Source organism: Hymenobacter tibetensis, assembly GCF_022827545.1.
In the GTDB taxonomy this organism is placed as follows: domain Bacteria; phylum Bacteroidota; class Bacteroidia; order Cytophagales; family Hymenobacteraceae; genus Hymenobacter; species Hymenobacter tibetensis.
The window spans coordinates 1,064,673-1,079,083 of the sequence record NZ_CP094669.1 but is presented as its reverse complement, the minus strand read 5'-3'; the positions used below and the strand labels follow the sequence as shown (position 1 = coordinate 1,079,083).

Annotated in this window: 13 protein-coding genes and 1 tRNA gene; 7 read left to right on the top strand and 7 right to left on the bottom strand. The window is 54.0% G+C overall.

Going from position 1 to position 14,411, the window contains the following annotated elements; all coding sequences use genetic code 11:
- Nucleotides 1-70: 70 nt before the first annotated feature.
- Both atpC and atpD read right to left on the bottom strand, forming a co-directional pair.
- A complete protein-coding gene (gene atpC / locus MTX78_RS04460; protein ID WP_243800278.1) occupies nt 71-316 on the bottom strand; it encodes an ATP synthase F1 subunit epsilon in 246 nt (81 codons plus the stop codon).
- Nucleotides 317-395: 79 nt separating this feature from the next.
- Nucleotides 396-1,901: a F0F1 ATP synthase subunit beta gene (gene atpD / locus MTX78_RS04455; protein ID WP_243800276.1), complete on the bottom strand. Its 1,506-nt coding sequence runs from the start codon at nt 1,899-1,901 to the stop codon at nt 396-398.
- Between the two features lie 277 nt (nt 1,902-2,178).
- On the opposite strand from atpD, the gene MTX78_RS04450 reads away from it, so the two are divergent.
- Nucleotides 2,179-2,251, top strand: a tRNA-Gln gene (locus tag MTX78_RS04450).
- 156 nt (nt 2,252-2,407) lie between these two features.
- Nucleotides 2,408-3,337: a ribose-phosphate pyrophosphokinase gene (locus tag MTX78_RS04445; RefSeq protein WP_243800274.1), complete on the top strand. Its 930-nt coding sequence runs from the start codon at nt 2,408-2,410 to the stop codon at nt 3,335-3,337.
- 82 nt (nt 3,338-3,419) lie between these two features.
- Here MTX78_RS04445 and MTX78_RS04440 read toward each other — a convergent pair whose 3' ends face one another.
- The gene (locus tag MTX78_RS04440) at nt 3,420-5,324 is read right to left on the bottom strand and encodes a CocE/NonD family hydrolase (RefSeq protein WP_243800272.1); all 1,905 of its coding nucleotides are present in this window, start codon (nt 5,322-5,324) and stop codon (nt 3,420-3,422) included.
- A gap of 214 nt (nt 5,325-5,538) precedes the next feature.
- On the opposite strand from MTX78_RS04440, the gene MTX78_RS04435 reads away from it, so the two are divergent.
- The 3 genes from MTX78_RS04435 (at nt 5,539) to MTX78_RS04425 (ending at nt 7,360) form a co-directional block, all read left to right on the top strand.
- Nucleotides 5,539-6,111 carry a 50S ribosomal protein L25/general stress protein Ctc gene (locus MTX78_RS04435; RefSeq protein WP_243800270.1) on the top strand — a complete coding sequence of 191 codons (573 nt, stop codon included), beginning with the start codon at nt 5,539-5,541 and terminating at the stop codon, nt 6,109-6,111.
- A gap of 209 nt (nt 6,112-6,320) precedes the next feature.
- Entirely contained in the window at nt 6,321-6,884 is a 564-nt protein-coding gene (gene pth, locus MTX78_RS04430; protein WP_243800268.1) for an aminoacyl-tRNA hydrolase, read from the top strand.
- Nucleotides 6,885-6,928: 44 nt separating this feature from the next.
- Nucleotides 6,929-7,360 (top strand): hypothetical protein, encoded by a 432-nt coding sequence (locus MTX78_RS04425; protein WP_243800267.1) that lies wholly within the window; start codon nt 6,929-6,931, stop codon nt 7,358-7,360.
- Between the two features lie 90 nt (nt 7,361-7,450).
- On the opposite strand, the gene metG is transcribed toward MTX78_RS04425, so the two are convergent.
- Nucleotides 7,451-9,496: a methionine--tRNA ligase gene (metG, locus tag MTX78_RS04420; protein WP_243800265.1), complete on the bottom strand. Its 2,046-nt coding sequence runs from the start codon at nt 9,494-9,496 to the stop codon at nt 7,451-7,453.
- A 217-nt stretch (nt 9,497-9,713) separates the two neighbouring features.
- Between metG and MTX78_RS04415 the strand changes: the two genes are divergently transcribed.
- Nucleotides 9,714-10,379, top strand: coding sequence for a hypothetical protein (locus MTX78_RS04415; RefSeq protein ID WP_243800263.1), 666 nt, complete (start codon nt 9,714-9,716; stop codon nt 10,377-10,379).
- A gap of 100 nt (nt 10,380-10,479) precedes the next feature.
- Here the strand turns inward: MTX78_RS04415 and MTX78_RS04410 are convergent, their stop codons facing one another.
- The 3 genes from MTX78_RS04410 to msrB all read right to left on the bottom strand — a co-directional run bounded on the left by MTX78_RS04410 (nt 10,480) and on the right by msrB (nt 12,404).
- Nucleotides 10,480-10,833 carry a hypothetical protein gene (locus tag MTX78_RS04410; protein ID WP_243800262.1) on the bottom strand — a complete coding sequence of 118 codons (354 nt, stop codon included), beginning with the start codon at nt 10,831-10,833 and terminating at the stop codon, nt 10,480-10,482.
- An 86-nt stretch (nt 10,834-10,919) separates the two neighbouring features.
- Nucleotides 10,920-11,714 (bottom strand): DUF3050 domain-containing protein, encoded by a 795-nt coding sequence (locus MTX78_RS04405; RefSeq protein ID WP_243800260.1) that lies wholly within the window; start codon nt 11,712-11,714, stop codon nt 10,920-10,922.
- Between the two features lie 111 nt (nt 11,715-11,825).
- Nucleotides 11,826-12,404 (bottom strand): peptide-methionine (R)-S-oxide reductase MsrB, encoded by a 579-nt coding sequence (gene msrB / locus MTX78_RS04400; protein ID WP_243800259.1) that lies wholly within the window; start codon nt 12,402-12,404, stop codon nt 11,826-11,828.
- 186 nt (nt 12,405-12,590) lie between these two features.
- Between msrB and typA the strand changes: the two genes are divergently transcribed.
- Nucleotides 12,591-14,399 (top strand): translational GTPase TypA, encoded by a 1,809-nt coding sequence (gene typA / locus MTX78_RS04395; RefSeq protein WP_243800257.1) that lies wholly within the window; start codon nt 12,591-12,593, stop codon nt 14,397-14,399.
- Nucleotides 14,400-14,411: the final 12 nt, after the last annotated feature.

The window sequence follows — 14,411 nt, the reverse complement described above, 5'->3', positions numbered from 1 at the left end:
GGGCATTTAACGCAAAAAAGCCCTGCCGCCAGAACGGCAGCAGGGCTTTCCTACAGACTTTATACTTCCGCTAGGCCGAAGCGCCTTCAGCCAGCACAATCACGTTGTTGCGAAGAACCTCTACCACGCCACCTTCAATGTGGAAGGCAGTGCGACCGGCTGCGCTAGTCAGCACAACGTCGCCTTCTTTCAGAGCCGAAATAAGCGGCGCGTGATTGTTGAGAACCTCGAACAACCCATCAGAACCCGGGAACTGTGCCGACACAACCTCGCCCTCAAATACTTTCCGGTCTGGCGTGATGATTTCTAAATGCATGGATTAAATGTTGATTGTTGAGAGCTGATTATGGGAAGCGGGCTGTTGATCTGGCCGCTTCCCATAATCAACAACCAAATTACTTCGCTTCGGCAATCAGCTTCTCACCTTTCGCAATAGCATCTTCAATGGTACCTACCAAGTTGAAGGCTGCCTCGGGCAGGTGGTCGTAAGTACCGTCAATGATAGCGTTGAAGCCTTTGATGGTATCCTTGATGTCAACCAGTACACCGGCGAGGCCCGTGAACTGCTCGGCTACGAAGAAAGGCTGCGACAGGAAGCGCTGTACCCGACGGGCACGCGTTACGGTCAGCTTATCTTCCTCGCTCAATTCGTCCATACCCAAGATGGCAATGATGTCTTGCAGTTCTTTGTAGCGCTGCAGAATCTCTTTCACGCGCTGCGCGGTGTTGTAGTGCTCGTCGCCGAGAACATCAACCGACAGGATACGCGAGGTAGAGTCTAGTGGGTCAACGGCTGGGTAGATGCCAAGCTCGGCGATTTTGCGGCTCAGTACCGTAGTGGCATCCAAGTGAGCAAAGGTGTTAGCTGGAGCTGGGTCAGTCAAGTCATCGGCAGGCACATATACTGCTTGTACTGACGTGATAGAACCGCGCTTAGTAGAGGTAATACGCTCCTGCATAGCACCCATTTCGGTGGCTAGCGTGGGCTGATATCCTACGGCCGAAGGCATCCGACCCAACAGAGCCGATACTTCCGAACCCGCTTGCGTGAAGCGGAAGATGTTGTCGATGAAGAACAGAATGTCGCGACCGGCACCGGAACCGTCACCGTCACGGAAGTTCTCGGCAATCGTCAGACCCGACAGAGCTACGCGGGCGCGGGCTCCTGGAGGCTCGTTCATCTGGCCGAACACCAGAGTAGCCTGCGACTTCAGCAATTCGTTCTGGTCAACCTTGGTCAGGTCCCAGCCGCCAGCTTCCATCGAGTGCTTGAATTCCTCACCATACTTGATGATGTCGGACTCAATGAATTCGCGCAGCAAGTCATTGCCCTCACGGGTACGCTCGCCTACGCCAGCAAACACCGACAGACCTTCGTAGGCCTTGGCGATGTTGTTTACCAATTCCATGATCAGTACGGTTTTGCCTACACCGGCACCACCGAACAAACCGATCTTACCACCTTTTACATACGGGGCAAGCAAGTCAATTACTTTGATACCCGTAAACAGTACCTCCGACGACGTAGCCAGATCCTCGAAGGGTGGCGGCTGCCGGTGAATAGCCATAGGGCCATTGCTTACTGGCTGCGGAATGCCATCGATGGCTTGGCCGATTACGTTGAACAGACGGCCTTTTACGCCTTCGCCCGTTGGCATCGACATAGGAGCGCCCAAGTCACGCACGAGCGCGCCGCGGGTCAGGCCTTCAGTTGAATCCATGGCGATGGTACGCACACGGTCTTCGCCCAGGTGTTGCTGACACTCCAGGATTACCACCTGGCCATTGTCTTTTGTAACTTCGAGGGCGTCGAGAATATTAGGAAGCTTTGCGTTTTCACCCGCGAAGCTCACGTCCACGACGGGACCAATAACCTGGGTGATTTTGCCGGTATTCGCCATTGCGGTTCTTTATAGGTAGTGGGGCAACGTTTTCAGGCCGCAAAACTACGGCTTAATCCCCGCTTCACCAAAGCAGACACGCGCCTAAACTTCCCTAGAGCCAGCGGAGTTTCTGCGGCCCTGAAAATCAGCCACTCAGACCCTAGAAAAGGCCTTTCATTACCCTACTAAGCGAAACTTTGTGAAAATATTTTTCAACGAAAGTTTGCCTTGAATAAAAGCCGTAGTACATTTGCACACCCAAACGGCACACCGGTATCGGTAACCGAAGGGAAATTGTCCGATGGTGTAACTGGCAACACGCTTGATTTTGATTCAAGAAAGTCCAGGTTCGAGCCCTGGTCGGACAACCGACTAAAGTGAAGCGAAAGGCGCTGATTCTTCCCCCGAAGAGTTAGCGCCTTTCGCTTTTTTAGTTTTTGCTCTGATTTTTAATTGTTGGTACCGTTCTGCCAGCTCAAGTACAATTCTACCTTTGCATTTCACACTTCCTTTTTGATTGTCTCATGGCACAACAGGTGAAAATTTTTGCGGGCAACGCTTCTCATACCCTCGCCAAGAAAATAGCGGAAGCGTACGGGCTACCGCTTGGCGACCTTAGCATTCAGCGCTTTGCTGATACCGAGCTAGGGCCGAGCTTCAACGAGAGTGTACGGGGTTGCGCAGTGTTTCTCATCCAAAGCACCACTCCACCAGCCGAAAACCTGATGGAACTGGCACTGATGGTAGACGCGGCCAAGCGTGCCTCGGCGTACAAGGTGAATATTGTAATGCCGTACATGGGCTACGCTCGCCAAGACCGCAAAGACAAGCCGCGCGTGAGCATCGGAGCCAAAGTAGTGGCTAACATGATCCAAAGCGTAGGCGCCGACCGCCTAATGACCTGTGACTTGCACGCCGGTCAGATTCAAGGCTTCTTCGACATTCCCGTCGACCACCTTGACGGTGCTACCGTAACCGCTCCCTACATCAAGTCTTTGGACCTCGATGACTTGATCTTCGCTTCCCCTGACGTGGGCGGCGTGGTTCGGACGCGGGCTTTCGCCAAGAAGTTTGGCGCCGAAATAGTGGTCTGCGACAAAATGCGCCTGCGGGCCAATGAAATTGCTTCCATGCAGGTAATCGGCGACGTGGCCGGAATGAACGTGGTGCTCGTTGATGACATCGTGGACACGGCTGGTACCATCTGCAAAGCGGCGGAGCTTCTCATGGAGCGTGGCGCCAAGTCGGTGCGGGCGGTGATTACGCACGGCTTGCTTAGTGGCCCCGCCCACGAGCGAATCCGTAATTCGGCGCTGGAGGAGTTGGTTATTACCGACACGATTCCGCTGAAGGAAGAGAACCACAAAATCCGGGTGATTTCCGTGGCTAACCTGTTTGCTAGCGCCATCCGCAACGTGGTTACGCACGAATCTATCAGCTCGCTTTTCGTGTAATAAACGAGTTGCTTAATAACGACAAAGAGCCGCCCAACTTACTGTTGGGCGGCCCTTTTGCTTAAGAACAACGTGGTACTTTCTAGAACTGCTTGTTGGGGCTGGCAGCTGGCAGCACTTCTACATCAATATAGCTGTCGCCGTGCACGGTGTGGGTGGCTTTGATGTAGTCGCTCTCGTTGGCTTTGTAGGGGTTTTCAACGAATTTCTGCGGGTTGCGGGCAATAAACGGAAACCACGTGCTCTGCACCTGCACCATAATGCGGTGGCCCTTCTTGAACGTGTGCAGCACATCTTGCAAGCGGAAGTCCACGTCGGTCTTTTGGTTGGCAACCATCGGCTCGGGCTTCTCGAAGCTGTTGCGAAACCGAGCCGGCATCACCTCGGAGCGTACCATTTGTTGGTAATTGCTCAGTGTGATGTTTTTGTTGGGCATATAGTCGTGGTTGGGCTCGTCGGGCGGGTACACGTCGATGAGCTTTACCACCCAGTCGGCGTCGGTGCCCGAGGTGGCTACTTTCAGCTTGGCCATGATTTCGCCGCCCAGTGTTACGTCCTCCGTCAGCACGTCGGTCTGGTACACCAGCACGTCGGGGCGGCGGCCAGCAAAGCGCTGGTCTTCGCTCATATAATTGAAGGGAGTGAATCCCATGGTGGTTGTTAGGTCCTCGGTGTACGGTACCGGCTTGAGCGGGTCGCTGACAAAGCTCATGGTGCCGGGCGTGGCCTTGGGTTGCTTTTCCAATTTGCCGTCGGCACTCAGATAGAACTTGAGGTGCGTGGCAGCACTAACCGGCCACTTCGCGAACATCTCCCACTGCTTACGGCCGGTGTCGAACATATAGGCTTCAGGCAACCCAGAATTCTTGTCGCCGGAGCCTTTCAGAAAATGCTCGAAGAACTTGGCTTCGATGTTGCGCTGGTAAAACGTAGCAATACTGTCGCCGAAGTACACATTGCTGTGCATAGTGTGCCCGGTTTCTCTGGACCAGCGCCCGTGCCCGAAGGGACCCATCACAATGGTATTATACGCGTTGGGGCTCTTCTTCTCGATGGTTTTGTAGATGGTCAGCGGGCCACGCAAGTCTTCGGCATCAAACCAGCCGCCCACGGTCATAACGGCCGGTTTCACGTTAGACGTGTAGTGCTCGGGCAAACCGCGCTTCTGCCAGAATTCGTCGTAGTTGGGGTGGTTGATAGTTTCCTGCCAGAAGAAGTTGTTGGCGTAGTACTTGTCAGCGTTTTTCAGCGGACCTAAGTCCAGAAGAAACTGGTAGCCGTCCTTGGTATTGGCTTTGATGTTCTGCGCGCTGTACCAGGCTTTACTGGTGGTATCTTGCTTTTGCACCCCGAATACAGGGTAGGTGAAGATGTACGACTCCAGGAAGGCGCCATTGTGGTGGAAGTCGTCGAAGAAGAAGTCGGATACCGGTGCCTGCGGGGAAGAAGCCTTGAGGGCCGGATGGTTGGAGAGGATGCCCGCCGCCGTATAGAAACCCGGATACGAAATGCCCCACTGCCCTACCCGGCCGTTGTTGCTGGCTACCTGCTTGACCAGCCAGTCAATCGTATCGAACGTGTCGGAACCTTCGTCCACATCCTTCTTGCTTTTCTTTTTGTCGATTACAGGGGTCATGTTCGTCCAGGTACCCTCGCTTTTCCAGCGGCCGCGCACGTCCTGGTACACAAAAATGTAACCCTGCTTCATCATGGTTTCGGAAGGCCCGAGCCGAGCCGGGAATTTTCCGGGCCCATAAGGCGCCACACTATAGCAAGTGCGCTGCATCATCATGGGGTACTTTTTGCCGGCAGCATCCTTGGGCGTGTAAATAGCCGTGAACAGCTTCACCCCGTCGCGCATAGGAATGTACACCTCCTTTTTAGTGTAGTGTTGCTGCGCGTAAGTTGATGCGCTAGGCGTAGGAGTTTGTGCGGCCAGAGGCCCACAGAGTAGGAGCAGCCAAAATAGGGTAGCAATCCTTTTCATACGGTGGTGGTTAGCAGGTTTATGTTTCAAAGCAAGAGGGTATACAGTGCGGTAACAGTCAAATAAAGCTGTTTAAGTTGCAATTCAAGCACTCAGCCGGCTAATTATGAGGCTTTATAATTTCGCGACCATAGCAACTCTATTATTGATTGCCTATCTTTGCGGCCCGTTTGCCACTTGGGCAGGTGGTTATTTTTCTCAAAACACATCTTTTATGAAAAGCCTCGAGATTGTAGGGTTTAAAAGAGCGAATCTCGGTAAGAAGGATTCCAAGGCGGTTCGCCTTGAGTCGTACGTGCCGTGCGTATTGTACGGTGGCGCTGAGCAGGTCCATTTCACGGCCCCCGCTATCCTCTTCCGCGAATTGCTGTACACTCCTGAAGTTCACATCGTGGACTTGAACGTGGAGGGTACGCACTACCGCGCTATTGTGCAGGATGCGCAGTTCCATCCCGTAAACGAAATGCTGCTGCACGTTGACTTCCTGGAGTTGGCTGACGGTAAAGAAGTGAAAATGGATGTTCCCGTGAAGTACATCGGCGTTTCGCCAGGCGTACTGGCCGGTGGCAAACTGGTGAGCAAGCTGCGTAAGCTGAAAGTGAAAGCTACTCCCGAGAACCTGCCCGACTTCGTAGAAGTGGACATTTCTGACCTCGGCCTCGGCAAGTCGATCAAAGTAAGCAAGGTGGAGGAGAAAGGCTTCACCATCCTTACCAACGCTCAGGCTCCTATTGCTACCGTGGCCATCCCACGTGCACTGAAAGGCCAGATGCAAGGCGAAAAGTAAAGCACGGATCAAGTGGACCACACGCATTGCGTGTTTCGTTCCTAACCGCAAAAAGCCGTCCTGCATGCAGGACGGCTTTTTTTGTCTTTCCTCTTTCCCTTGAGGTCTATATTTGAAATGCGGTTCATGCTACATCTTTGCACCCGACGGATTGGCTGACGACCACACAACCTCGACAATCCGATAAATCCGCTTCAATCCGTGACTCTATGAAATACCTGGTTCTCGCCCTCGGCAACATTGGGCCGGAATACGCCAACACCCGCCACAACATTGGGTTTATGGTGGCTGACTATTTAGCTGCCAAGCACGACGCGCGTTTCGAGTTGGGGCGTCATGCCTTCACCACCGAAATCAAGCACAAAGGCAAAACGTTTGTGTTGGTGAAGCCAACCACCTTCATGAACCTGAGCGGTAAAGCGGCGGCGCATTACCTCACCAGCCTCAAACTGGAAAAAGAGAACATGGTGGTGGTAACGGATGACTTGGCCTTACCCTACGGCAAGCTGCGGCTAAAAGGCAAGGGCTCGGCGGGCGGGCACAACGGGCTGAAAAGCATTCAGGAAACCATTGGCAGCGACGAATACGCCCGCCTGCGCTTCGGCGTGGATGCTAATTTCCCGAAAGGCCGCCAAGTGGATTACGTCCTCAATCCCTTTACCACCGACGAGCAAATTGACTTACCCACGCACATCGAGAAGGCAGCTGACGCGCTGTTGGCTTTTGGCACGCTTGGATTGGAACGCGCTATGAACTTAGTGAATACGAAATAGGTAAATGCGTATATTAGTAGGAGCAATTAACTCGTTCCTTAGCTATGAAAACCAAGCTATTGCATTGCTTCGTTGCCGTGTTGGGCATTGTGTTGCTTTCGGCGACTTCCACTACAGCTCAGTCGGCAGCTACGGCCACCGTGGTGGTGTACCGGCCAAACAAGCTTTTCAGTTGGAACGTCAACTACGATTTCTTTAACGACACACGAGAGCTGTGTCGGTTGGGGAAGGGACGTTACATGATTACCACGGTACCAGCAGGCATGGTTACCCTCCGTTCGCACGTCAGTGGTTTCTTTGTATGGCCCCTAAAAACAGATACCATTCTGCGGTTTGCAGCCAAAGCAGGCGAAACCTACTTTGTCCAGACCGATATCATGGGCTACAACATGGGCTTGGCACCCGCAGAGTACGCCCGCACCTGCTTGCAGCGCATCACCAAATCCGACGACTGCGCGCAGTGCACAGGCATATAGAATAGCGACTAGCGGCCAACTAATCTTACACAACGCAAAAGAGCCGTTCCTGCGTGGAACGGCTCTTTTGCGTTGTGTAAGATTTGGAGATTATGCTATGCCACTACCCGGCACCACAACGTGGCCTGGCTGCATCAACGCCAACGACCCGTCTGCATTTTCGGCCATTAGCAGCATGCCTTGGCTTTGAATGCCTTTGATTTCACGGGGCGCCAAATTCAGCAGTACTTGCACCTGCTGGCCGACCAGGGCTTCGGGAATGAAGTGCTCGGCAATACCGCTCACAATGGTGCGAGGCTCGGCCAAGCCCAGATCAACGGTCAGCTTCAGTAGTTTCTTGGTTTTGGCAACTTTCTCAGCGGTTACAATGGTGCCCACACGCAAATCCATGCGCTGAAACTCTTCAAAGCTGATGTCTTCTTTGGCGGGGGCGGCTACGGCGTTGGCTAGCTCATTGGCTTTCTTGGTGTCAAGCAGCTTCTGCACCTGCGCATCCACGGTAGCATCCTCAATCTTGTCGAAGAGCAGGGCGGCTTCGTTGATTTGATGCCCGTTAGGCAAGGCATCAGGGCGGCCAGCTTGCTGCCAAGTGCCTTTCTCTAGGTTCAGCATGGTACCTAGCTTGTCAGCTGAGGTAGGCAGGAAGGGTTCGAGCAACGTAACCAAGCTGGCGGCCAACTGCAGCGCAACGTGCAATACAGTTGCGGTGCGGGCTTCATCGGTTTTGATGAGCTTCCACGGCTCGGTATCAGCCAGGTATTTGTTGCCGAGCCGGGTTAGGTTCATCAACTCGTTTAGCGCGTCGCGGAAACGGTAGTTGTCGATTAGCTCTCCGATGCGCTGCGGGAACTCCGCTAGCTGCGTGAACACCTCTTCGTCTTGCGCTGTGAGAGGCCCACGGGTAGGCACTTTACCGTCAAAGAACTTGTGCGTGAGTACCACAGCCCGGTTTACAAAGTTGCCGAGGTTAGCCACCAGCTCGTTGTTGTTGCGAGCTTGAAAGTCTTTCCAGGTGAAGTCGTTGTCTTTGTTCTCGGGGGCGTTAGCGCAGAGTACGTAGCGCAGCACGTCGGCCTTGCCGGGGAAGTCTTGCAGGTACTCGTGCAGCCACACTGCCCAGTTGCGGGACGTGCTGATTTTGTCGCCTTCTAGGTTCAGGAACTCGTTGGCGGGCACGTTATCGGGCAGGATATAGTCGCCGTGGGCCTTGAGCATCGCCGGGAAAATGATGCAGTGGAACACGATGTTGTCTTTGCCGATGAAGTGCACCAGCTTCGTGCCGGGATCTTTCCAGTAGGTTTCCCAGGTGTCAGGCAACAAGTCTTTGGTAGCCGAAATGTAGCCAATGGGCGCATCAAACCACACGTAGAGCACTTTACCCTCCGCACCAGGGACAGGCACGGGCACGCCCCAATCCAGGTCACGGGTTACGGCACGGGGGTGCAGGCCCTGATCGATCCAGGACTTGCACTGGCCGTACACGTTGGTTTTCCAATCTTGCTTGTGGCCTTCTACTATCCACTCACGCAGCCAGGGCTCATACTGATCGAGCGGCAGATACCAGTGCTTGGTGTCGCGCAGCACCGGCTGGTTACCGGAAAGCATAGAGTGCGGATTGATTAACTCCGTGGGGCTGAGCGAGGAGCCGCACCGCTCACATTGGTCGCCGTATGCATTTTCGTTGCCGCAATTGGGGCACGTACCTACGATGTAACGGTCGGCCAGAAATTGCTCGGCTTTTTCGTCGTAGTACTGTTGCGAAACCTGCTCAACGAATTTGTTTTCTGCGTACAGTTTTTTAAAAAAGCCACTGGCTACTTCGCTGTGCGTTTGCGAAGAAGTACGGGAATAAATATCAAACGAAACTCCGAAGTCCTGGAACGAGTCGCGGATGATGGCGTGATACTTATCTACCACTTGCTGTGGCGTTACGCCTTCTTTTTGGGCCCGAATGGTGATGGGCACACCGTGTTCGTCGGAGCCACAAATAAATTTCACGTCGCGGCCGGCAGCCCGCAAATAGCGGACATAGATATCGGCTGGTAAGTACACGCCCGCCAAATGGCCGATATGCACTGGCCCATTGGCATAGGGCAGCGCCGCCGTGACGGTATAGCGTTGAGGATCAGGTTGCATCAGTGAAAAAGAGAAATAAACAGAAGGAGAACCAAGGCGTTGAAAAAAGCAGCATGCATACTTTCTGGGGCTGCAAAGTTGATGGAATAGCGAATTGAATTAGAGGTAATACGTGCATAACAAAGGCCGCCCATTTTTTCTCATATATTTGGGCAGCTCGACCATTACTTGCTCTTGAGCGTTCTTTAAAAAAGAAACCTCTCAACCTTGCCCACCTATGAAAAAATCTGAAGAAGAACAGCCCGAGAAAAAGGTTAAAAAAGAATCCGGCAAGAAAAATTCAGCTGAAAAAGCGCAGCGCAAAGCAGCCAAAGCGGCTACTCGTGCTTCCGAAACTATTTCAGACTCAAGTGCTGATAAAAAAGCGAATCAAAAGAAAACGTTGAAGCTCGCGGCCAAACAACTGCAAAAGGAGTTGGATCTGCGCATGAGCGAAGTGGTGAAGCGCATTCGCAAAGAAACGAAAGACAAGTTGAAAGAAGTGGTGAAAGAAGCCACTACCCGCCTCGACGTGGATACGGCCCGCTTGTTCGAGCAAGCGCTGCACACCATCGTACGGCACTACGACAATGGCACGCCCGCTGCTTCCGACAGCATTTCAACCGAGCCCGCCAGCGCAACTGCTGCGCCTAGCGCCAAGCAAACAGCCACCGTGCCGAGCAAAGGTGGTAGTACAACAAAAGGCAGTTCCACCAGCAAAGCCCCAGCAGCGGCCAAAGCGCCTCAAGCTGCTCCAGCTCGCCCGGCCGCCACTACGGCAAAGCCCGCTGCAACTACTCCGGCTCCCCGCCGCGTGCGCCCAGCAGCGCCCAAGCCAGCCGCTGCTAAGGCAGTTCCAGTTAGCGAAGTAGTATCGGACGGCGTGGCTACCACGGGCAACTAGCCTTCTACCCACGGCGCGCTACGAAAGCAACGTAAAACGGCCCGCTACTCCTGCATCAGGAAGTAGCGGGCCGTTCTACTTTTCAGTTGACGACTGTCTGCTACGGCCGTAAAATAGTGTCGGCGGGGGCGCCGTTGAGCCGGCGCAAGCGGGTCTCGTTGGTGGTGGTGTTGGACTCGTTGGTGTTGAGGCTTTCGGGGCGTTTGCGCGAATTGATACCGCTGGCTTGCTCGCCTAGCCGGACCCGGCCCGGTGTGGCGTCCGGCACCGATCCGCCGTAGCCGGCGCCGCTGTTGTACGCTGCTTGCCGTTCGGCATCCGTCGTGATTTTGTTTGGCAGAGCGGGGCGCTCTATTTCAGCTGTGCTTTCCTGCGAGGTGAAACAGGCCGTCGTAAGATTGCAAGTACCTACCAGAAGAACCGTTTGTATGAGGCGCGTAAAAGTCGTTTTCATGGAGACAAAAGAAAAGCCACACCGACTTTGGTGTGGCTTTCTTACAACGCGGTAAGTAGTGGTGAGGTTGGCTTGCCAGCAGGTATTTACTTGCTTACTGGGTGCGACAAAGCAGACCGAATACCGTCCCAGAGTTCCAGCCTGGCTTTCATGCACTTAGCTGCTACTTCCTCGCATTCCTGCCACCGTTTGGCATCGGTACCGCACAGCTCGCGCACCATTTGCTGCGCCAGCGGCGTGTGCACTTCCTCGTCGAGCTGAATGTGGCGGTCGAGGTAGTACGTGAATGTGTCCAGCTGGCTCGGGAAACGCTCCCGTAAGTCATGCACCAAGTGGCGGAACATGTCCGGAATCACATCTTCGCGGCCGAAAGTAAAAGCAGCAGCTATGGCGTGCGTTTCGCCGGAATTAATAATGTCGAAAGTAGCCAGCACAAAGCGCCGTACCGATTCGGGCGCATCTGCTATTTCCAAGGCCCGCTCCATGGTTTCGCCAACTCCTAGCGCACCTAGCAGGCGGTGCATAGGCGCAGTGTCGGCGCCACACTCTTCCATGGAGCGCAAGTACATTTCGAAGTGCGAAGCCGGCTGCCCTTGCTGGTCGACGTCGGTTTCTTCCTCGAGCACAATTTCGTTGATTAGACGGCGGGTGGCCGGATTACCCTGGGGCACCCACGGCACGGTAGTACACGTTAGGTCGCGCTGTAGCGCCTTCAGCAACGACATAAAGTCCCACACAGCAAACACGTGGTGCTGCATGAACACTTGCAAATCTTCCAGGGTGTGCAGCGTATGGTACACTTCATGGGCTACCAGTTGCGCGCGGGCCGGAGCAAGTTGCTCCTGCAAGTGAAGAATGGGGTCTTGAACTTGGGTTGACATACGTAAAGTGAATGGAAAACTAAGTACAGAGTACGCTTCTGCTTCCACAACAAACAACATGGCCCATTGGCTTAGATTGCCAATGGGCCTTGCTGGATTAAAGACAGAAACTTACTTGGCTTTCTCGAACAGCATACCGTCGGAGTCCATGCAGTAGCGCTGGCCAGTGGGCTTGGGACCGTCGTTGAATACGTGGCCGAGATGCCCGCCGCACTTAGCGCATACCAGCTCGTCGCGGCTCATGCCCATGCTGTTGTCGGCCGTTACTTTCAAGCTATTCTCGGTGGCCGGAGCCCAGAAGCTTGGCCAACCCGTACCGGACTCAAACTTGGTTTCCGAAGAGAACAGTAGGTTGTGGTCGGCCGCGCAGTAATAGTTGCCTTTCTCGTGGTTGTCGGCATACTTGTTCACGAACGGCCGCTCAGTGCCTTGCTGGCGCAAAATGAAGTATTGGGCCGGCGTGAGTTGCTTTTTCCACTCAGCATCGGTTTTCCGCACCGGAAACTCATTGGGCTTGCCCGTTACCACTTTGGGGCTGGGGTATTTGGCAGCCACTGCCTTCACAGGAACCACCGGAGTGCGGCGGGAGTCAGCGGCATCCATTTTGGCGTCGCGGGCACTTTTATTTTGAGAACAAGCCGAGTTCAAGGCCACGGTGGACAAGAGCAGAATCAGCAGGGAAGAGCGCATGTGGTGAAGCAGATAAGAATTTATGGAGCCGAGCGGTAGTGTTCGGCTTGTGAAGGAACATACGGGGGCGGCTATACGTTCGGTTCGTTGGCAACGGCTTGGTTTCTGTGTCAGGAAGTTAACTTTTTGTGCAGGCGGGCTTTTGCCACTGAAATTACTTACCTTTGCACCCGGAAAACCCATTGTATGCAGAACATCCGGAATATCGCAATCATTGCGCACGTTGACCACGGCAAGACCACGCTCGTGGACAAGATCATCCACGCCTCGAAGTTATTCGACGACCACCAGCACTTCGACGACTTGATCCTCGACAACAACGACCTGGAGCGCGAGCGAGGCATCACCATCGTTTCGAAAAACGTTTCGGTGCGTTATAAGGACGTAAAAATCAACATCATCGACACTCCTGGTCACGCCGACTTTGGTGGTGAAGTGGAGCGCGTACTGAAGATGGCCGACGGCGTATTGCTGCTCGTCGATGCCTTCGAAGGCGCCATGCCCCAGACGCGTTTCGTGTTGGGCAAAGCCATTGACTTGGGCTTGAAGCCCATTGTGGTAGTAAACAAGGTGGACAAGGAAAACTGCCGCCCCGACGAGGTGCACGAGCAGGTATTCGACCTCATGTTCAACCTCGGTGCCAACGAAGACCAGCTGGACTTCGTGACGCTGTACGGCTCCTCGAAGCAGGGTTGGATGAGCACCGACTGGAAAGTGAAGACCGACAACATCATTCCGCTTTTGGATGCTGTAGTAGCTTCTATCCCGCCGGCTCCTACCTTGGATGGCACCCCGCAAATGCAGGTTACCTCGCTCGACTACTCGTCGTTCGTGGGCCGTATTGCCATTGGCCGGGTACACCGCGGTACGCTGAAAGAAGGCGCCAACATGAGCCTTGTGAAGCGTGACGGCACCGTCAAGAAAGTGAAAATCAAAGAGCTGCAAGTATTCGAAGGCCTGGGTCGCACCAAGGTTTCCGAGGTTAGCTCCGGCGAAATCTGCGCTGTAACGGGTATCGAAGGCTTCGAAATCGGGGATACGCTGGCGGATGCCGACAACCCAGAAGGCTTGGCAACCATCAGCATTGATGAGCCAACGATGAACATGCTGTTCACCATCAACAACTCGCCGTTCTTCGGTAAGGAAGGCAAGTTTGTAACGTCGCGTCACTTGCGTGACCGTCTGTTCAAGGAAACCGAGAAAAACCTGGCGCTGCGCGTAAAGGAGACGGATAAGGAAGATACATTCTTGGTGTACGGCCGCGGTATTCTTCACTTGTCGGTACTCATCGAGACCATGCGTCGCGAAGGGTTCGAATTGCAGGTAGGTCAGCCACAGGTTCTGTTCAAAGAGGACGACAACGGCAACCGCTTGGAGCCAGTGGAGCACCTTGTAGTGGACGTACCAGAGGAAACTGCTGGCAAGGTGATTGAATTGGTGACGATGCGCAAAGGCGAGCTGACCATCATGGAGCCGAAAGGCGACTTGCAGCACCTGGAGTTCAACATTCCCGCTCGTGGCTTGATCGGTCTGCGTAACAACGTACTGACGGCTACTGCTGGTGAGGCTATCATGAACCACCGCTTCGCGTCTTACGAGCCGTATAAGGGTGTAATTCCGGGCCGTATCTCTGGCTCCCTGATTTCGATGGACACAGGTGCCGGCACGGCGTACACCATCGACAAGATGCAGGACCGTGGTGAGTTCTTCGTGGATCCAGGTGAGGAAGTATACGCTGGCCAGGTTATCGGTGAGCACACTCGTCCGAACGACTTGACCATTAACATCCAGAAAGGCAAGAAGCTCACGAACATGCGTGCTTCGGGTTCCGACGAAAACGCTAAGATTGTACCGAAGCGTCAGTTCTCGCTGGAAGAAGCCATGGAATACATCCAGAAGGATGAGTACCTGGAAGTAACGCCGAAATCGGTGCGGATGCGCAAGATTCTGCTCGACGAAAACGAGCGTCTGCGTTACGCCAAGAAAGTAGACTAGTATCAACTAGAT